The organism is Actinoalloteichus caeruleus DSM 43889 (assembly GCF_000429185.2).
GTDB classification, from domain to species: Bacteria; Actinomycetota; Actinomycetes; order Mycobacteriales; family Pseudonocardiaceae; genus Actinoalloteichus_B; species Actinoalloteichus_B caeruleus.
The window spans coordinates 3,141,328-3,159,787 of the sequence record NZ_AUBJ02000001.1; the positions used below are offsets into that span (position 1 = coordinate 3,141,328).

The 18,460-nt window shown below is 74.1% G+C and carries 19 protein-coding genes and 1 pseudogene; 9 read left to right on the forward strand and 11 right to left on the reverse strand.

Annotation, left to right across the window (positions count from 1 at the left end):
- Positions 1-69: 69 nt before the first annotated feature.
- Positions 70-1,457 (forward strand): annotated as a pseudogene (locus G443_RS11900) (glycosyltransferase family 4 protein); the annotation flags it as partial.
- A 150-nt stretch (positions 1,458-1,607) separates the two neighbouring features.
- On the opposite strand, the gene G443_RS11905 reads toward G443_RS11900, so the two are convergent.
- Complete coding sequence (locus G443_RS11905) at positions 1,608-2,387, reverse strand: acyltransferase (protein ID WP_026417174.1); 780 nt, start codon at positions 2,385-2,387, stop codon at positions 1,608-1,610.
- Between the two features lie 215 nt (positions 2,388-2,602).
- Between G443_RS11905 and G443_RS11910 the strand changes: the two genes are divergently transcribed.
- A complete protein-coding gene (locus G443_RS11910) occupies positions 2,603-2,968 on the forward strand; it encodes a hypothetical protein (RefSeq protein ID WP_026417175.1) in 366 nt (121 codons plus the stop codon).
- Between the two features lie 25 nt (positions 2,969-2,993).
- Here the strand turns inward: G443_RS11910 and G443_RS11915 are convergent, their stop codons facing one another.
- The 3 genes from G443_RS11915 to G443_RS11925 all read right to left on the reverse strand — a co-directional run bounded on the left by G443_RS11915 (position 2,994) and on the right by G443_RS11925 (position 6,059).
- Positions 2,994-4,172, reverse strand: a complete 1,179-nt coding sequence (locus G443_RS11915; RefSeq protein ID WP_026417176.1) for a THUMP-like domain-containing protein — start codon at positions 4,170-4,172, stop codon at positions 2,994-2,996.
- Between the two features lie 70 nt (positions 4,173-4,242).
- Positions 4,243-5,247, reverse strand: coding sequence for a class I SAM-dependent methyltransferase (locus G443_RS11920; RefSeq protein WP_051313427.1), 1,005 nt, complete (start codon positions 5,245-5,247; stop codon positions 4,243-4,245).
- A 32-nt stretch (positions 5,248-5,279) separates the two neighbouring features.
- Positions 5,280-6,059: an enoyl-CoA hydratase/isomerase family protein gene (locus G443_RS11925; RefSeq protein WP_026417177.1), complete on the reverse strand. Its 780-nt coding sequence runs from the start codon at positions 6,057-6,059 to the stop codon at positions 5,280-5,282.
- A gap of 502 nt (positions 6,060-6,561) precedes the next feature.
- Here G443_RS11925 and G443_RS25015 point away from each other — a divergent pair.
- Positions 6,562-7,428, forward strand: coding sequence for a murein hydrolase activator EnvC family protein (locus tag G443_RS25015; protein ID WP_026417178.1), 867 nt, complete (start codon positions 6,562-6,564; stop codon positions 7,426-7,428).
- Between the two features lie 55 nt (positions 7,429-7,483).
- Here G443_RS25015 and G443_RS11940 read toward each other — a convergent pair whose 3' ends face one another.
- Positions 7,484-8,251: an ABC transporter ATP-binding protein gene (locus G443_RS11940; RefSeq protein ID WP_051313430.1), complete on the reverse strand. Its 768-nt coding sequence runs from the start codon at positions 8,249-8,251 to the stop codon at positions 7,484-7,486.
- A gap of 629 nt (positions 8,252-8,880) precedes the next feature.
- Here G443_RS11940 and G443_RS11945 point away from each other — a divergent pair.
- From G443_RS11945 to G443_RS11955, 3 genes are read left to right on the forward strand one after another with little or no spacing between them, the layout of a single operon-like run.
- Positions 8,881-9,462 carry a YbaB/EbfC family nucleoid-associated protein gene (locus G443_RS11945; RefSeq protein WP_016699946.1) on the forward strand — a complete coding sequence of 194 codons (582 nt, stop codon included), beginning with the start codon at positions 8,881-8,883 and terminating at the stop codon, positions 9,460-9,462.
- Complete coding sequence (locus tag G443_RS11950) at positions 9,459-9,773, forward strand: WXG100 family type VII secretion target (RefSeq protein ID WP_035273165.1); 315 nt, start codon at positions 9,459-9,461, stop codon at positions 9,771-9,773. The genes G443_RS11945 and G443_RS11950 overlap by 4 nt, the downstream gene beginning before the upstream one ends.
- 9 nt (positions 9,774-9,782) lie before the next feature.
- Entirely contained in the window at positions 9,783-11,711 is a 1,929-nt protein-coding gene (locus G443_RS11955) for a WXG100-like domain-containing protein (RefSeq protein ID WP_051313263.1), read from the forward strand.
- 210 nt (positions 11,712-11,921) lie between these two features.
- On the opposite strand, the gene G443_RS11960 is transcribed toward G443_RS11955, so the two are convergent.
- From G443_RS11960 to G443_RS25020, 5 genes are all read right to left on the reverse strand, one after another.
- Positions 11,922-12,098: a DUF397 domain-containing protein gene (locus G443_RS11960; protein ID WP_085944817.1), complete on the reverse strand. Its 177-nt coding sequence runs from the start codon at positions 12,096-12,098 to the stop codon at positions 11,922-11,924.
- A 174-nt stretch (positions 12,099-12,272) separates the two neighbouring features.
- Positions 12,273-12,695 carry a GNAT family N-acetyltransferase gene (locus G443_RS11965; RefSeq protein ID WP_245588662.1) on the reverse strand — a complete coding sequence of 141 codons (423 nt, stop codon included), beginning with the start codon at positions 12,693-12,695 and terminating at the stop codon, positions 12,273-12,275.
- 274 nt (positions 12,696-12,969) lie between these two features.
- On the reverse strand, positions 12,970-13,164 hold the full coding sequence (locus G443_RS11970) for a DUF397 domain-containing protein (protein WP_035291266.1): 195 nt from the start codon (positions 13,162-13,164) through the stop codon (positions 12,970-12,972).
- A 232-nt stretch (positions 13,165-13,396) separates the two neighbouring features.
- A complete protein-coding gene (locus G443_RS11975; protein WP_026417179.1) occupies positions 13,397-13,579 on the reverse strand; it encodes a DUF397 domain-containing protein in 183 nt (60 codons plus the stop codon).
- Positions 13,576-14,487: a DUF5753 domain-containing protein gene (locus tag G443_RS25020; protein ID WP_308208850.1), complete on the reverse strand. Its 912-nt coding sequence runs from the start codon at positions 14,485-14,487 to the stop codon at positions 13,576-13,578. The genes G443_RS11975 and G443_RS25020 overlap by 4 nt, the downstream gene beginning before the upstream one ends.
- Before the next feature lie 306 nt (positions 14,488-14,793).
- Between G443_RS25020 and G443_RS11985 the strand changes: the two genes are divergently transcribed.
- The gene (locus G443_RS11985) at positions 14,794-15,594 is read left to right on the forward strand and encodes a cysteine dioxygenase (protein ID WP_081715191.1); all 801 of its coding nucleotides are present in this window, start codon (positions 14,794-14,796) and stop codon (positions 15,592-15,594) included.
- Positions 15,595-15,601: 7 nt separating this feature from the next.
- On the forward strand, positions 15,602-15,994 hold the full coding sequence (locus G443_RS11990) for a rhodanese-like domain-containing protein (protein WP_026417180.1): 393 nt from the start codon (positions 15,602-15,604) through the stop codon (positions 15,992-15,994).
- Positions 15,995-16,197: 203 nt separating this feature from the next.
- Here the strand turns inward: G443_RS11990 and G443_RS11995 are convergent, their stop codons facing one another.
- Entirely contained in the window at positions 16,198-16,818 is a 621-nt protein-coding gene (locus tag G443_RS11995) for a hypothetical protein (RefSeq protein ID WP_016700191.1), read from the reverse strand.
- A 464-nt stretch (positions 16,819-17,282) separates the two neighbouring features.
- Here G443_RS11995 and G443_RS12000 point away from each other — a divergent pair, with 464 nt between their 5' ends.
- The gene (locus G443_RS12000; protein WP_051313267.1) at positions 17,283-18,443 is read left to right on the forward strand and encodes a hypothetical protein; all 1,161 of its coding nucleotides are present in this window, start codon (positions 17,283-17,285) and stop codon (positions 18,441-18,443) included.
- Positions 18,444-18,460 lie beyond the last annotated feature (17 nt).

The window sequence follows — 18,460 nt, forward strand, 5'->3', positions numbered from 1 at the left end:
GGCGTCGGCCGACCAGACGACCCTCCACGCGGTCCGCGACGGACCGGACGCCGGTGGGAGGATCAGCGGGTGCGGGTCTTGATGCTGTCGTGGGAGTACCCCCCGGTCGTGGTCGGCGGTCTGGGGCGGCACGTGCACGCGCTGGCCACCCGCCTGGCCCGGCAGGGACACGAGGTGGTGGTGCTCGCCCGGCATCCGGCGGGCAGCGACGCGACCACCCACCCCACCGTCGAGGAGCGGCGGGAGGGGGTGCGGGTGCTGCGCGTCGCGGAGGACCCACCCCACCTGACCTTCGAACGGGACCTGGTCGCCTGGACCCTGGCGATGGGCCACTCGATGGTCCGGGAGGGCATGCGCCTGCTCCGGGACTGGCGGCCGAGGGTCGTGCACGCCCACGACTGGCTCGTGGCGCACGCCGCCACCGCACTGGCCGACGCCGCCGACGTCCCGCTGGTGGCGACCCTGCACGCCACCGAGGCCGGCCGGCACAGCGGCTGGCTCTCGCACAGCCTGAACCAGCAGGTGCACTCGGTCGAGTGGTGGCTGGCGAACAGGGCGGACCTGCTGATCACCTGCTCGGCCGCGATGCGCCGCGAGGTCACCCACCTGTTCGACGTGGACGCCGAGCGGGTCGTGGTCCTCCACAACGGCATCGACTCGCACCGCTGGACCGGGCGGCCGGGAACGGCGGCCCTCGCGGCTGCCCCGCCTCCGGTCCCCGCGACCGGCGGTGCTGGCGCGTCGCGTGACGACACCGGCGGCCAGCGGCCCCCCGCCACCCGAGTCGCCCCGGCACCCGAACCGCCCTCCCCGCACCCGACGGCGCCGGTTCCCCGGTCCCGACGGGCGCCGCCGGGCGGGCGCGACCGGCCACCCTGGTCTTCTTCGGACGACTGGAGTGGGAGAAGGGCGTGCAGGACCTCATCGCCGCGCTGCCCGAGATCCGCCGCCACCACCCGGGCACCACGCTCGTCGTGGCGGGCAGCGGCCGGCACGCGACCGAGCTCGTGGCCGACTCCCAGCGGCACGAGGTGGCCGAGGCCGTCCGGTTCGTCGGGCACCTCCCCGACGAACAGCTGGCGGCCGTGCTGTCCACCGCCGACGCCGCCGTCTTCCCCAGCCGGTACGAGCCCTTCGGGATCGTCGCCCTCGAAGCGGCGGCCGCCCGCGTGCCGCTGGTCACCTCCACCGCCGGCGGCCTCGCCGAGGTGGTCCGGGACGGGAGCACCGGCGTCTCCTTCCCACCCGGGGACATCCCCCGGCTGGCCGAGGCGGTCCGCCAGGTCCTCGACGACCCGGCCGCCGCGCGCCAGCGAGCGGACGCCGCGTTCGCCCGCCTGGCCACCGACTTCGACTGGGACCGCATCGCGGCGGACACCGCCCGCGAGTACGAGGGCGCCAGCCAGCGCCCCGCCACCGTGCTGGGACGTCCGAAGATCCCCTCGGGCAACGTGTTCGGCGCCGGGCCTGACCGGCCCGGGACGGGGCAGGCCGGGCGCGCCCCGCCACACGCCGCCTGGGGCCAGCGCGGACTCCCACCTCGACGGAGTGGCGCGGCGTCGGCCACCAGCCGGCGGGCCCGCCCTCGGGGAGCCCGGTCCGGTCGGTCAGCCCGCGACCGGTGTCCCCGCGACGCCCTCGGCCCCGGCCCCGCCGGCGGCCGAACCGCCAGTGCCCTCGGCGCCACCACCGGCCGAACCGCCGGTGGCCTCGTCGCCACCGCCTGCCGGCCCGTCCGGGACCCGGCGACGCACCACCCGGGCGGGGATCCCGGCGGCGACCGCGTAGGGCGGGAGCTCGCCCCGGACGACCGCGTTGGCCCCCACCACCGACCCCCGGCCGATCCGGCTGCCCCGCAGGACGGTGGCCTTCGTCCCCAGCCAGCAGTCCTCCCCCACCCGCACCGGGGTCTTCACGATGCCCTGGTCCTTGATGGGGCGGTGCGGGTCGGTGGTGACGTGGTCGAAGTCGCAGACGTACACCCCGTCGGCGACCAGCGAGGCGGCCCCGATCTCCACGTCGAGGTAGCAGTTCACCGTCACCCGCTGGGCGAGGACGGCCTTGTCCCCGATCCGCAGGGAACCCTCGTGGCACCGCACGGCCGTCCCCGCGCCGACGTGCACCCAGCGCCCGAGCTCCAACCGCCCGTGGCCCGCGCGGCACTCGATGCTGACCCCCCGGTCGAGGAACACCATGCCGCGCAGGACGACCTGCGGTCGGCTCACCCGGAGGCGGAGGAGCCGCAGGTAGCGCACCAGGTACCACGGGGTGAAGGCCCGGTTCCGGATCACCCAGCGGAGGGATTCCCGGGTCAGGAACCTCGCCTGCTCCGGGTCGCGGCGGAACCACGACCGGATCGACACCAGGGACTCCCAGAGCGCGCTCACCCAGCGGAAGATACGCGCCGGCCTCCGCCGCCCCAACCTCCCCAGGGGGCCACGAGCCCGGCGGGGCGAGCACCGGGGGCGGGTCGGAGGACTTGATCGGCTCCTCCGGGGCACTCCCCAACCGGCGGACGTGCCCGGACACGGGTCCCCCCGGGGCCGCCCCGGGTGGAGGTCTCCGGGACCACCGAGTCACGACCAGCGGAAAGGGGTCCAGGATGCGTATCGGCCCTCGGGGGCTCGCCCGGTGCCAGGGCGCGTTCACCCTGCTCGGCGGCCTGTGGCCGCTGGTGAGCATCAGGAGCTTCGAGAGTGTCTTCGGCCCGAGGAAGGTCGACGACTGGTTGCAGTACACCACCGGTGGGCTGCTGGTCGTCGCGGGACTCGGGCAGCTGCGGACGGGGCGGAGCCGGGAGAGCCACCGCCAGGCGCGGATCCTCGGGGTGGGCACCGCCGCGACCCTGCTCGCCGTGGACCTCGTCTACGTGCGCCGCGGTCGCATCTCCCCCGTCTACCTGCTGGACGCCGTCGCCGAGACGGGCTGGCTGGTGGCCTGGGCCTGCCAGTGCCGGCGGGAACGGTAGGAGGGCCGGTCGACCGGGAGCGGCGTCAGGTGCGTTCGGCCTCGCACAGGAAGGCCACCGGGGTATCCCCGATCCGGGTGAGCACCGCCGTCGCCTCCGCCGGGCCTCGGAGCCGCAACCGCTTCCGCAGGGCGTCGGGGTCCACGGACACCCCTCTGGTGAGGATCTCCAACCGCCCGACCTCCCGTTCGCGCAGCCGGGCGCGCAGGGTCCGCTCGCCGTAGCGGCCGTGCTCCAGCACCCGGAACGCCCGCACCCCCTGGGGCGGCCGGTCCCCGGTCAGGTAGGCGATCCGGGGGTCGAGTTGGCCGAGGCCGTGCCGGGCGGCGTAGTGGCGGACCAGTCCGGCCCGCACCACCGCGCCGTCCGGGTCGACCAGCCACTCCCCCGGTTCCCGGACGGGGCATTCGTCCGGATCGGCGTCGGTCAGCTCCCAGGCGCTCCCGTCGCCGCCGAGGACGCTCGCGCGGCGGCGCACGCCCGGTGTCGCCAGCCCCTCGGACCACAGGGCGGCCTCCCGCACCCCGCCGTCGAGGGAGACGAGCTCCACCTCCCTGGCCCACGGCACCAGGTCGGGGTCCAGCCCCGGGGCCGCCTTGACCACGAGGTCGCGGCCCCGGGCCGCGGCGACCAGCTCCGGGAGCGGCGGTGCCAGCTCCTCGGGGCGCCAGGTGCGGCGGCCACCGGCCTCCCGCCTCGCCGGGTCGGCGAGCAGCACCGCGTTCCGGCTGACCGGGCGCACGGCGTCGGCCCTGACGAGCAGCGGTGCCACCCCGGCCACGGCCGCGTTGTGGGCGGCCATCGCCAGGCGCACCGGGTCGAGGTCACTGCCGAGGCAGCGGCGCGCCGACGCGGCCAGGGGCACGAGGTCCGCACCGACCGAACAGGTCAGGTCGTGCACGTCGCGGTCGGCGAGCCGGCGGGCGCGGTGTTCGGCCACGACGGTGGCGGTGGCCTGTTGGACGGCGTCCTCGGTGAACAGCCAGTCGTCCGCCCACCGCAGCCGCCCGGCGGCCCGGCGGCGCAGCACGGCGGTCTCGAGCAGCGCGGCGGCCCGGTCGTCCCCGACCAGCGACCTGGCCGCGGCGACGTCCGCCAGCCGGGTGGCCGCCGTGAGCGGGCGGTCGGCGAGCGCGGCGAGCGCGGCCCGCCCCCGTTCGCAGGCCAGGAACCGCACGTCGTCGAGGGTGAAGGTGTAACCCATCAGCGTTCGGTGCCCCACCGGCGGTGGAACGGGTGCGGCGGGCGGCGGGCGGTGCCGCGCCGGGGGGCGCTCACCCGCGCAACCGGACGGGCCGGTCCGGCTTCACCCCCGTCACGGACACGTTGTAGAAGAGTTCCCGGGGCAGGACCCTCGCGAGCACCCGTTCGTCGAAGCGGCTGAGCCGCTGCCAGGTCCGGTAGGCGAACATCGCCCAGTCCCACCCGAGTTTGCCGGGGGGCACGGCGGCCTCGAAGGTCCGCACCGGCCACCCGAAGAGGGCGGCGGTGAACTCGTCGGTGCTGGCGCGGACGTCGACCGCGCCCGCCGCCAGCGCGGTCCGCTCCAACTCGGTGGGATCGAAGGTGTGGAGGTCCACGACCGCCTCCAGCGCGGCGGCGCGGGAGGACTCGTCGAGCTCCCGCTGCGGCCGGCGCCAGTCCCGCAACGCGGGCAGCCGGGTCAGGTTGGTGGTCAGCCACCAGGTGGCCCGTCCCAGCCTCCGCGCGTAGAAGTCGCCGATGCGGGTCGGGTCGCCGGCGAACACGAAACGGCCGCCAGGGCGGAGCACCCGCAGGACCTCCCGCATGGCCGCCCGGACGTCCGGGATGTGGTGCAGGACGGCGTGGCCGACGACGAGGTCGACGCTGTCGTCGGGGTAGGGGATGCGTTCGGCGTCCCCCACCCGGCCGTCGACGTCCAGCCCCAGCCGGTCGGCGTTGGCCAGCGCCGCCTCGACCATCCCCGGGGACAGGTCGGTGACCGAGCCGCGTTCGATGACGCCGCCCTGCATCAGGTTGAGCAGGAAGAAGCCGGTGCCGCTCCCCAGTTCCAGCGCCGTCGGGTAGGGGCGACCGACGTCACCGGCCACGGCCCGGAAGCGGGAGACCGCGTAGTCGATGCAGCGCTGGTCGTAGGAGATCGACCACTTGTCGTCGTAGCTGGCCGCCTCCCAGTCGTGGTACAGCACGTTGGCGAGCTTCGGGTCGTTCCAGGCCGCGTCAACCTCCTCCGCGCTGGCGTGCGGGTGGGGACGGGGTTGCTGGGCGTCCGGTTCGCCGGTGAGCTGATCGGTCACGTCGACCTCCCTGGTCGTCCCGCGCGGGCGGGTCACTTGCCGTCGAAGACGGCCTTGCCCGGCCCGTTCTCGACGAAGGAACGCATTCCGGTCTTCTGGTCCTCCGTCGTGAAGAGCCCGGCGAACAACTGGCCCTCCAGGCGGAGCCCGCTGTCGAGGTCGCCGTCGAGGCCACCGTCGATCGCGGCCTTGGCGGCGGCGAGGGCGACGGCCGGCCCGGTCGCGAACTGGCCGGCCCACTCCACCGCCCGCGCGTGGACCTCGTCGGCCCCGACGACCCGGTCGACCAGTCCCATCTCCCTGGCCTCCGTCGCGTCGACGTAGCGGCCGGTGTAGATCAGGTCCTTGGCGCGGGCCGGGCCGACGAGGCGCGCCAGCCGCTGGGTCCCGCCCCCACCGGGGATGACCCCGAGCAGGACCTCGGGCAGGCCGACCCTCACGTTGTCGCCGGCGATGCGGTGGTCGCAGCACAGCGCCAGTTCCAGCCCGCCGCCCAGCGCGTACCCGGTGACGGCGGCGACCGTGGGCTTGGGGATGGCGGCCACCGCGTCGAGCGCGGCGGCGAGGTTCCGCTGCCCAGCCAACGCCTCCGCGTACCCGGAGTCGATCATCTCCTTGATGTCCGCGCCGGCGGCGAAGACCTTCTCCCCGCCGTACACGACCACGGCCCGGACGTCGGAGCGTTCCGAGGCGTCCTCGGCGGCGGTGCGCAACTCCCGCTGGAGCACCCTGTTCAGGGCGTTGAGCGGTGGGCGGTGCAGCCGGATGGTCCCCACCCCGGCAGTGGCCTCCAGTGTGACGAACTCACCCACGCCAGTGTCCTCCTCACGAGCCCTGGGCCGTCCGATCTCCGGCCCCCGCCGGGACGAAGGTTACCGTGCGGTAGAGCGTTCGTGGCCCCCGGCGACCACCGGGTGGAGGGGCGGCACGGTCGGGGCCGGCGGGCGCGGGACGCGGTGGCGGGCGACTCGGGATTCCGGGCCGACGCCCGGGGATTCGGCGGTCCCCCCTCGATCGGCGGTCCGGCGAATCCGTCGGGCGTCGGTCCCCACCGCCGGACCGCCCCGTTATCCCCGTGTCGAGCGCACGTCCCCCACGGAACCGCAATTCCCCGGCCCGAACGGTCGAATTCCGCCGCTCACTCACGCGTGCTCCGGCGTGGCGCGCGGAACACGCTGCTCGCAGACTGGTTGACGCGGAATTCCAGCACAGCCGACTGGCGCCATATCGACTTCCTGCACGGCACCTCCTGCTGAGAAGGACTGATCGATGAACCCAGAAAACTGTTCGGGCCGTGGGAGCACGAGAAGACGGATGGGAATCCTGGCGGCCTCCGCCGCCGTCGTCGCCGGCCTCGCGACGGCACCCACCGCACCGGCCGTCGACGGCGGGGCACGCGCCGTGTCCGCCCCCCACCCGCTCTTCCACCTCCCCTTCCCGTGCGGGGAGACCTGGCGGGCCTACACCCACACCGGGCACGCCTACCCGGACGCGCAACTGGACTTCGGTCAGGGCAGCCCGCCGGACGGCCGGCAGGTCGTGGCCGCCAGGGCCGGGACGGTCGCCGAGAACGGCGTGTACGGCGACGGGTCCTCGTACCTGGTCCTGGACCACGGGGACGGGTGGTCCACCCGGTACGTCCACATGCGGACGGCCTCGATGGCGCGGACCGGCAGCGTCGTGCGGTCCGGCGATCCGATCGGCGAGGTGGGTGATGTGGGCTCCGCCGGCCAGTTCCACCTGCATTTCGAACAACGGCACGACGGCGTCCCGGTTCCGATCCGCTTCGACGACGAACCGGTGACCTACAAGTACTTCCCGGAGTACGTGACCCTGGTGAGCGGGAACTGCGGCGGAGAACCCTCGGAACCGGAGCCGGTGGCCCCGCCGGAACCGGCTCCGCAACCGCCGGCCCCGGAACCGGTCGCCCCGCCCCGGCCGGCGGACGACCAGGTCCAGGACGCCCGTCCTCCCGCCCCGGCGGCCCCGCTCCCCGCCCACCGCCCGACGTCCGCTCCCGAACCCGACGTGCCCAGCGGGGCCGGAGCCGGTGGCGACACGGCCCCACCGGCCGCCCCGGCCCGGCCGGCCCTCGACCACCTGCTGGGCCAGCGCGACGCCTACCGCTTCACACCGACGATGCCCGAGTTCGCGCGCCCCTGGGAGGGGACGGAGGGCTGACCGGCCGACCGGGGTGGGACGGCGGCGCGCCGTCGTCCCACCGGCTCGTCCTCGCTCAGCCCCGGCGGCGGGCGAAGAACCGGTCGCCGGACCGTTCGAGGCTCAGGTCCTGCCCGAAGGTCGCGCTCAGGTTCTCCTCGGTGAGGACCTCGTCGAGCAGTCCCTGCGCGACCACCGCGCCGTCCCGCAGCAGCATCGCGTGGGTGAACCCGGGCGGGATCTCCTCCACGTGGTGGGTGACGAGCACCATCGCGGGGGCGTCCGGGTCGAGGGCGAGCTGGCTCAGCCGCGCGACCAGGTCCTCCCGGCCGCCCAGGTCGAGGCCGGCCGCCGGCTCGTCGAGCAGCAACAGCTCCGGGTCGGCCATCAGCGCCCTGGCGATCAGGGTCCGCTTGCGCTCCCCCTCCGAGAGGGTGCCGAACGGGCGGTCGGCGAGGTGCCCGACGCCGAGCGCGGCCAACAGCTCCTCCGCCCGACCGGTGTCGAGCTCGTCGTACCGCTCGCGCCACCGCCCGATGACGGCGTAGCTGGCGCTCACGACCACGTCCCGGACGATCTCCTCGCCGGGAACCCGCTGCGCGGTCGCCGCCGAGCACACGCCGATCCTCGGTCGCAGCTCGAAGACGTCCACTCCGCCCAGCCGCTCCTCCAACAGGTGGACCGTGCCGCTGGACGGGTGCATCTCCGCCCCGGCCAGCCTGATCAGCGTGGTCTTGCCCGCGCCGTTCGGCCCGAGGACCACCCACCGCTCGTCGAGTTCGACGCTCCAGTCCACCCCGGACAGCAGGTCGTTGCGGTTGCGCCGCACCCCGACCCCGTCCATCCGGATCACGAGGTCGGTCACGTCCACCGCCTCGGCGTCGCTGTCCTCGCCGCGCTGCCGCGGCCCTACGTTCGTCGCGCCCTGCAAGCCCCGGTCGGTCACCCACCCATTGTGACGGCCGGGGCCAGCGCACTTCCCGATCGGGTGCCCCACTGCTCCAGGTAGCCGCCCCGACACGCCGCCGCACCGGCGCGGCCCCCGGTGCCCCCGCCGGGCCAGGCGCGCGGGCCCGACGGCACCGGACCGCTCCACCCCCGCGCCAGGAGCCGGCGACGGCCAGCGACGGGGACGCCGCACCAGCACGCCTCCCCCGCCCTCCCCACGAAGAGCGGCCACCCGCCACGGGGTGGCACCCGGAGTCGCGGTCACGGAACGGAGCCGGGCGACCGCGCCGCGAGAAATGGGAACAACGCGGAACGGGTGTCGGACGAACCACGTCCCACCCGAGAACGACCGCCGCGAAACACGACCCCGGAAAAAAACGGCCACCGCACCGGACACGTCGTCGACTCGACGCACGGAGCGCTGGATTCCGGCACACGAACAGGATCACCGGACCAGCAGGTCACGGGCCAGGAACAGGCACGACCTGCCCACCAGGTCACCACGAACGACGGAAAGGACGCCGTGTGGAAAACCACGGGAACAACATCGCGAACCTGGAGGCGCGCAATTCCGCGATGCGTCAGACGATGGATTCCCTCCTGAGCACTTTCCGCCAAAAACAGGAGGAGATCAGGGAGGTCCAGGAACAGGCCGCCCAGGCGAACGCGGAGGTCACCTCGCGGGACGGGCTGGTGACGGTGCGGGTCGGCTCGACCGGGACCGTGGAACAGATCGTCCTGGCCCCGACCGCCTTCAGCAGGAGCACACCCGAGAAGCTCTCCCGCACGCTGACCGAGGTGATCCAGCAGGCCGGCGACCAGGTGCGGCAGCAGGTGAGCGACCTGTTCGCGCCGCTGCACCGGGGTGTCCCCGACCTGCCGGACCTGGTGGAGGGGGCCCCGTCCCTGCGGACCCCCGGGACGCTGCCCGAACCACCGCCGGAGCGCGCCGAGCGGGCCGAGGGCGGCCCCGCGCCCAGCCCCTCGACCAGCCGAGGAGGAGTTCCACCGAACGTCGGCGGCGCGCCCCTCACCTCGCGCGGCAGGCCCGAGGACGATGACGAGGACGACACCGGCGGCTCCGTCATGCGGGGAGGCCGCTGGTGAGCGGCGGGTACGAGGTCCGGACCGCCGAGATCCGGACGGAGAACACGAAGTTCGAAAGCACGGCAGCGCAGCTGGAGGACGTCCTCACCACCCTGCGAGCCGCGATCGACGCCGAGGGCGACTGCTGGGGCGCCGACGAGTCCGGCCAGGCCTTCGCCCAGGAGTACGCCCCGACCGCCCCGGCCGTCGTCGAGTACTTCGGGACGCTCGTCGAGGGGATCCGGGAGATGCGGACGCAGATCGACGCGTCCGCCGACACCTGGGACCAGATGGACGAGGAATCAGCCGACCACTTCGACCGGATGGCCTAGGAGTTCGACATGTCCAAGTGGGACAACCTGATCCCCGAGGAGTGCCGGTGGCTGCTGCCGATCGTGGTCGGCTCCAACTGGCCGGAGGGTGACGAGGAGGCGCTGCGCCGGCTGTCGCAGGCGTGGATGACGGCAGCCGACGGTGTCGCGGAGGTGGCCGCGAGCGGGGACGCCGCCGCGACCGCCGTGCTCGCGCAGATGGAGGGCGAGACCGCCGAGGCGATCCGCGCGGCCTGGACGGAGTACACCGGTGGCGGCGAGGAGCGGCTGCCGACGCTGGAGGAGATCTGCCGGGCACTGGCGGAGAAGTGCGACGCGGGCGCGCTCAACGTCGAGTACACCAAGATGATGATCATCGCCCAGCTGGTCATCCTCGCGATCGAGATCGCGATCATGATCGCTGCGGCGGCCGGGACCTTCGGCGGCAGCACCGCCGGTATCCCCCTCGCGCAGATGGCGACCCGCGAGATCGTCAAACAGCTGTTCATCCTGCTGGTCAAGGAGCTGACGAAGGCATACCTGAAGAAGGTGCTGCCCGACGTCGTCATCCAGTCGATCCAGATGGCCGAGGGCAACCGGCAGGAGTGGGACTGGGGGCGGACCGGGACCGCGGCCGCCGAGGCGACGGCCGACGGGGTCGTGAACGCCGTCAGCGGTGGCGCCGGGCAGCTCACCGGCGGCGGGGGCGGCGCCACGGACGGGGTGGCCAACCAGCTCCTGGACGCGGCGGGCAAGCCGATCACCGAGGGCATCAAGGCCGGTGCGAAGACCGCGCTCGGCGACGCCCTCCAGGGCAACTTCGACGCGGACCGGATCACCGAGTCGGCGGCGGGGGGCGTCGTCAGCGGCGCGGTCAGCTCGGCCAGCGGGTCCCTCTTCCCGAAGGGCGACACCCCCGCGCCCGGCGGCTTCGACGCGATGGCCGAGGGAATGGCCCGGGGCGCGGCCGAGAAGGTCGCCTCCAACGCGCTGAACGAGGTCCGCCAGGGCAACAACCCGTTCAGCATGGACTCCCTCAGCGGTGCCGGGGGATCGGCGGTGAGCGGTGGCACGTCGGCGGCGAACAGCTGGCACCAGACGGCCAACGAAGCGCGGTCCACCCCGGTGCCGGCGGTCACCAACCTCACCCCGGACGCCGGGTCCAACGAGACGCACACGTTCCAGCGCGGCGGTGAGGCGCCCTCCCAGGTCCCGCACGTGCAGAACCTGACCCCGAACGCGGGGGCCAACGAGACGCACACCTTCCACCGGTACGAACCGTCCGCGCCGTCGGTCAGCCCGCAGGGCGCCTCCGACGCCCCATCGGTCAGCCCGCAGGGAGCGGGCTCCGGTGCCCCTGGGGTCAGCCCGCAGGGCGCGGGAGCGGCTGGGCCTGGCGTCGGGGCACCGGCCGCCGCACCAGCGTCGACCGGCCCGGCGGGGGGCGCGGCCGGCGGGATGGGCTCGTCGTTCGGGTCCGCCCCTCCCGGGCAGGGGCCTGCCCGGCGGATCCCCCAGCCCGGGAGCGGCGTGCCCGCCGGCCCACCGGTGCGCGCGCCTCGCCCGAGCGGGCCTCCCGGAACGATCCCCGGCGCGCCTCCCGGTTGGCGCGGCGCGGAGCCGGCGGCACCCGCCGCGCCCCCGGGCCAGGCCGGCGGGCCGCCACCGGGTTCGTGGTCACCGGCTCCCGCGCCACCGCCGGCCGGGTGGGCGGCCCCCGCCCCGCACACCTCGCCGCCGGCCGCTCATCCCTCCACTGCTCCGGGTCCCGTTCCCGGCGCCACCCCGGCGGCCGGATTCGAGCCGGGCGGGTTCGGGCCGGGTGGGTTCGGGCCGACCGGCGTGGGGCCGGGCGAGTTCGGACCTGGTGGTCCGGAGGACGTCGGGCCCGCGGGTGCCCCGCTCGACTTCGGCCCTCTCGGCTCAGAGCCCGACTCCGGGCACGGCACCCGGCGGTAGTCCACGTGGGGCGGAGGTCCTCCTCCGCCCCACGCACCCGTGTGCCGCTCCGGCGTTGTCCGCCGGTGCCGGGCACGCTGGCGACATGTGGGGGTTGGGGTGCCCTCTCCGTGCGACCGCGCCGCACGCCGTGTTCCTACGGATGGGACGAGAACCCCTCGGGGCACCAGCACAGCCCCCCGGCCCGGAGTCGGGGGGCTGCTGGGACTGTCAGCGCAGACGATCGGCCTTGACGGCGTCGACCAACGCGGCGAAGGCAGTCCGGGGGAGGAGGAGTGTTCCGCCGTCCCGGTTCTTGGTGTCCCGGATGCCGACGACCACGCTCGCTGCCGTACCGATCTCGACGCAGTTGGCCTGCACGCCGCTGCGCGTGCTCGTCCGCCACATGAACACGGTTACTCCTCCGCGTCCCTGGCACCAAGGGGACCGGAGGCCTCGTACAACCCGCTGGTTGGGGACTGCCTCCGCGCAACGACTGGTCGGCCTGCGGCGTGTCGGGGTCGCGGTGCGGATGAGGGATCGCGGCGTGGTGAGCCTGACAGCAACGTTCTCCTGAACCGGTCAGATCGAGAGCTGGTAGACGGCACGGTCCTTGCCGGGGCCCTTGAAGTTGGCGATGACGGGGACCCCGTTGACGATGCGATCGCCGCCGGCGTTGGAGAAGCCCATCGATTCCCACGTGGCCTGTGCGGCCGTGTTCTCGGGTTCGGAGGTGAGGTAGATCCGTGTGCAGTTCCAGGCGGTTGCCTGGTCGCGGACGTGGCCGATCAGGGACTGGGCGATGCCGGCTCGGCGGTGGCCGGGATGGGTCATGACGTCCTGGATGTAGACCTCGCTCGGGGCGTCCTGGCTGCGAAAAGCGATGACCGCTCCGACGAGTTCATCGTTGATGAGGGCGGTGGGGCATGTGGAGGAGAACAGGGTGGCGTAGAGCCAGTAGTCGGAGGCAGTGCGCGCCCTGACGTAGGGCGCCCCGCGGTCCATGAGCGCGAGGATCTGTGGGATGAGGTCTACGCGCAGCGGCGTGATCTTCATGGTGCTCCTGGTGTCGTATCGCTTCCGCCACGTGAACACCGTTGTTCCTCTGCGTGCCTGGCACGGCACTTCTCGACGACCTCAACCGAGGCCGACGGATCAAGAGTCGCAGTCACGGCACTACCGCCGCGACCCCACAAGCCGACCCGATGCAGGGGACGTTCTCACGGATGGGTGGCCGGGGAGACAGAGCTGCGCGCGGAGTCGGGGGCTGCTGGGACTGTCAGCGAAGGCGATCAGCCTTGACGGCATCGACCAACGCCGCGAAGACCGGCCGGTCGACGACGAGGGTGCCACCCGCGCGGTTCTTCGTGTCGCGGATGCCAACGACGCCAGGCGCGCTGCCGATCTCAACGCAATTGGAGTTTGCGTCGCTGCGGCGTGACTTCCGCCAGCCTGCCAGTGTGGTCGTGGTCATGATGCTCCTCTGTGAGTGTTCGCATGACTTGTGATCAGATCCCGCGACGAGTTGGGGGGTCCAGCGCGCCGACAGAATCCGCTCGCATAGATGCTCGAAACTCGCAGTCACAACACTAGCCGTCGCGACCTCGTAAGCCGATCGTGCTGCTGCGCCGCATCCTCACGGATGGAGTAGAACCCCTCGGAACACAACACAGCCCCGGCACGGAGTCGGGGGCTGGTAAGGGCTGTCAGCGCAGGCGGTCCGCCTTGACGGCGTCGACCAAGGCCGCGAAGGCGGACGGGTCGACAAGGAGGGTTCCGCCGTCGCGGTTCTTGGTATCCCGGATGCCGACCAGGTCAGGCGTTGACCCCACCTCGACACAGGCTGTCTGCTGGCCGGACCGCGTCGACTTCTGCCAATTGCTGATCACGGCTGCTCCTCTGCTGCGTGTCGGGCTGCGTACTCCCGCACCATCCCCAGTGAGGCGGCGGGGTCGGCGCACGCGGAGATCAGGTTATCCGTCGCAGCGACGTAGGCCGCCACGTCGCCCTCCGCAAAGACGAAGACCGCAGCACGGTAGTGCTCAAGGTGCACGACGCGGCGGCCGTTGCGCGGGGTGATGAGGAACCAGCCGCCGTTCTGCGCGATGGTCAGCCCAGCCGTGTAGGGCAGAACGTGCACAGCGGCCCGACCTGCCTCGGCTACCTCCGCTATGTGCGTCAGCTGCTCAGCCATGATTGCGGGTCCCGCCGGCCGCGCGAGAACGCTTTCGTCGAGGACGAACGTGCAGCGCGCGGTCTCCAACACACGTTGTCGGGCTAGCCGGATCTGTACCCAGGACTCGGCCTGGGACGGCGGCGTGAGCGTGGCGCGCATCACTGCTTCCGCGTAACCGCGCGTTTGCAACAGTCCGGGGAGATGCGATAGGCGACGACCCGCCACGACACCGAGGTGCTCGCCGGGCCGTCCACCACGACCGGCGGGCCGCTCGCCATCCCCAGAACCCGCCTTCGGACCGGAACGGGTGAGCGCGGTGGGCGTCGTGCCGGCAGTGCGATGCCCGGCGCGGACGCGGAGACCGCACCCCGTCCCCCGCTCGCCGGGTGCGAGTTCCGGCAACGCGGCCTGGTCTCTCAACGAATACGCGCCACACGCAGTGGTTCCGCGCGCCCGATCCGACGACACGACCGCAGCACTGCCCACCCGTTCGACCAGGACGAGGCGAGCATGGCGCGACGTCCGGTAGGCAACATCCCCCTTTCCAGCGGATATTCGCCTGTTCAGGGGAAGATTTCCCGCCTGGTGGGCGCCGTGGCGCGACCACTGTTCCGAGTCCACGCCCGCTGGAAGACTGCGGGCGTGACCGGCGCCAAGCTGATGTGGCGGGACCGCCCCGTCGACCTGCTCCTGGTCGCGTCCGCGGTGTGTAGGGGGACGCGCCCCACCGGCTGACGTCCACCGCCCGACTCGTCGCTCGGGCGTCCGGGTTCCTCATCCCACCCGCGCCGGGTGGTCCACCCCGGACCGCGCCTCCTCCCGTTCCCGAGGTCAGCACCAGGGTTCGTCGGCTGCCGCGCGGACAGCGCGGCCGGTGTGTCGCGTCTGCCTCGCGCCCCGTCCACGCCCAGCCCCAGGAGTACCGCCATGTCCGCTCCGACCACCACGACAGCCGCCGCGCCCTCCCCGACCAATGCGGGGGGCACCAGCACGAACCGGCCGCATCCGTCCCCCACCGACCCCGCCACCACCCCGGTCATCGACGCCACCAGCCCAGACGCCACCAGCCCGAACGGCACCGGCACGGCCCACCCGGCCGCCACACCACCCGCACCCGGCGAGGTCGACGTCCACGAGGCGTTGGACGTCCCGGCGTTCCGGCGACTCCTGCGCCCGGACCGCCTCCGGTGGTCGGCGGGGGAACTCCGCGACCTCACCCGCTCGACGGCCCTCGACCTGGCCGCCCCACTGCTGCGCCTCGCCAGGTACGTGCCGGCCCAACGCTGGTGGGCGCGGCTCGCGCTGACCGAGGGCGTGGAGGTGTGGCTGCTGACCTGGATGCCGGGCCAGGGCACCGAACCCCACGACCACGGCGGGGCGGCGGGCTCCTTCACCGTGCTCGCCGGGGAGGTGCGGGAGGACTACCGGTACCCGAGGGGGCCGGTACGGGCCGCGACCCGCCGTGTCGGGGACGCCCTCGGCTTCGGGGCCGGGCGCGCGCACCAGGTGCGCAACACGGGCGCCCGTGACGCGGTCACCGTCCACGCCTACTCACCGCCGCTCGTCCCCACCCGCGAGTACCGGAGCCTGGCCGACATCCCCGACCGAATCGCGGCCCTCCCCGCGCCGGCACGACGGTCGACGGCCTCGGAGGAGCCGAGCCGCTCCCCCGGCGTCCTCGCGCCCGCGCCCCTCCGCGCCGTCCATGCCAGCGTGCTCGGGAAATGAGCCGGCGTTGAGCGTCGAGGAGTTCCTGAAGGCGGCCCGGGCCGGGCTGGACCGGTTGGAACCGGCGCGGGTCGAGCGCCTGCGCACGGGAGGCGGGTTGCTGGTGGACATCCGGCCGATGGCCAACCGCCGGGCGGAGGGCGAGATCCCGGGGGCCGTCGTGGTGGAACGCATCGTGCTGGAGTGGCGGCTGGACCCCGAGGGCCAGCACCGGCTCCCGGGGGTGGTGGCCGACCGCCCGGTCGTCGTCTTCTGCAACGAGGGCTACGCCTCCAGCCTCGCCGCCCGCGACCTGCGAACACTGGGGCTGCGGGCCGCCACCGACATGGTGGGCGGCTTCCGCGCGTGGAAGGCCGCCGGCCTGCCCGTGGTGCCCGGCGGTTCCCCAGCCGTGCCGTGACACCCCGCGCCGCGCGCCCGACCCGGGCGTGCGGCGCGAACGCGGGGCTCGGTCGGCCCCTCCGCGCGTGCCCCCGGGCCCCGCGCGGAGCCACCGGAGCCCTGGGACGGCGGGGCGGTGGCGTCCTCGGCGAACCGCCCCCCCGTGGTCGTACCGCGCCCGGGAACCGTCCTCGGCGCACCACCTCCGGCCGGTTGGCCGGTTCAGGGCCGGAAGACCGGGTTCGGGAGCACCGTGAACGTGGCGCCATCCCAGTAGTCGCAGTCGTCGGCCTCGACCGCCAGGGTGATCCGGAACCCGGCGGAGACGTCGACGGTCACCTCGGACAGCACTCCCGGGACGACCTTCGTCCGTTCGACCGGCCCGTCATCCACCTGGGTCAACAGGGTGCGGCTGGTGTTGGGCGAACTGTCCGAGAGGGCCACCTCGGTGTGGAACTCCCCCACGTCCGCCGGGATGTTGTAGGTGATCGCGGCCTCGCACGGTCCGCTCTGCACCAGCGCGTCCGGGTACTCCTGCCGCAGCACCGTCGCGGACCCGATGTCGAAGTCGTACCCGCCGTCCACTGCGGTCTGGTCCACCAACCGGATCTCGCCCACCGCCGCGACCGCCGTGTTCCGGCCCTGCTCGTCACCGGCCGCGTCCGTTCCCCCGGCACCGGTGTCCGTGACCGCCGGTGGGTCGGGGGCGGCCGTCTCGGTGACCGTGACGGTGGCCGCCTCGTTCCCCCCGACCTCCCGACCGGCGAAGTACGCCGTGAACACCCCGGCCACCGCCGTGATCAGCGTGGTGACGATCGCGCCGACGAGTCCGATCCTGGCCACCCGGACCTTCGGGTCGTGCTGGCCTCCGCCCCCGCCAGCACCCGGCGGAGGCGCGGGATATCCGCCGGAAGTGCCGCCTCCCCCCAGAGGTCCTCCCCTCCCGGGGCCACCCGGAACCACCATCGCGAATCCCCCAGTGCCTACGGTGTGACCGACAGTTCACCCTCTGGCACTGTATCCAGCTTGTGGTCCGCACCACAGGGATTCCGCCAGTCCCCCTGCTCCGCCCCGCGCGCGGCCACCCCACGACCTGCCGGTTCCGCGACGAGGTCGTGGCTTCCCGGGCCTGCCGGAGAACCCGTGACCACCGACCTCGTGTGTGTGCGACGGCTCGACCGTCACCCCCGGTCGGCGCGGCGGCGCTCGTCCCCGGGGGTCGGGGGCGGTGGCGGTCGTGCTCCCGGCCCAGGAGTAGGGCGAAAACCCACCACCGGGGCGGCGGGCCCGGCTAGCGTGCCGGTCCTGTGAGACCGTTCACCGCGCTGCGCCGCCCAGGGGTCCTGCTGGCCGTCCTCGTTCCGCTGGCGCTGCTGCCGATGACCCTGGCCGACGGGGTGCTCGCCGTCCTGCTGGCCTGGTCCGGCGCACTGCTGGGCCTGTTGGGGGTCTCCCTCGCGCTCCAGCTGGGCATGTTGCTCGGGGCGGCGCTCGGCGGCGGGCGGGTGACCCGCGTCGGTGTCGGCGTCGGCCGGCTGGTCCGGGAGTGGAGCACGCCGCGCCGGGTGGTCGCGGTGCGGGCCGTCCCCGTCTCGCTGTCGGTCTCGATCAGCCCGGACCGGCTCCCGGTGCGCCTCCGGTTGTGGGCGACGGGTCTGTGCTCCGCCCTGGCCGGAGCGACGGCCGCCGCCCTCCCGCTGCTCGGTGTGCCCGATCCGTTGTGGACCGGGGCTCTCCTCGGCGGGGTGGCGCGGATCGTCCACGCGCTGCTCCCCCGCGACACGGCCGGCAGCACCTCCACCGGGTGGCTGCTGTTCCGCCTGCCCCGGGTCTCCGGTGCCCGGCTCGCCGAGATGGAGGCGGCCCCGCTCGCCCGGGAGGTCACCGAGGCGGTGCTGGCCGGTCAGCTGACCGAGGCCGCCGCGGCCGCCGACCGGCTGGCGCGGGCGCGGCCGGGGACCTGGTCGACCTCCGCCTGCCAGGTCAGCGTCCTGGAGGCCACCGGCCGGTACGCCAAGGCGGTGGCGGTGACGATGGGCATGGTCCAGCGCGGTGGGGACGACCCCCGCCGGATGTCCTTCGCCCTGGCCGGGCTGGCCGGCCTCGCGGTGTCCGCGGTGGAGGTCGGCCAGGTGGAACCGGACACCGGGCTGCCGGTGGCGCGCAGGGCCATGTCGGACGCCGTGCGGCTCGGCTACCCGGAACACCGGCTGAACGGGACCCGTGCCGCGCTCGCCCTGCTCGACGGGGACGTGGCGGCCTCGGCGCGGCTCGCCGCGCTGGCCGCCGACCAGAGCCAGGGCCCGTTGTCCCGCGCGGACGACCTGGCCACCCTCGCCCGGGCCCGGATGGCGGCCGGCGACAACGCGGGGGCCCGCGAGGCGCTCGGCCGGGCCGAGGAACTCGCCGCCTGGTGGCCCCGGGTCGCGGCCGTGCGGGAACGCCTCGACGTGGGGGCGCCCCGCTGAGGGCGGCCGCGCCCCCC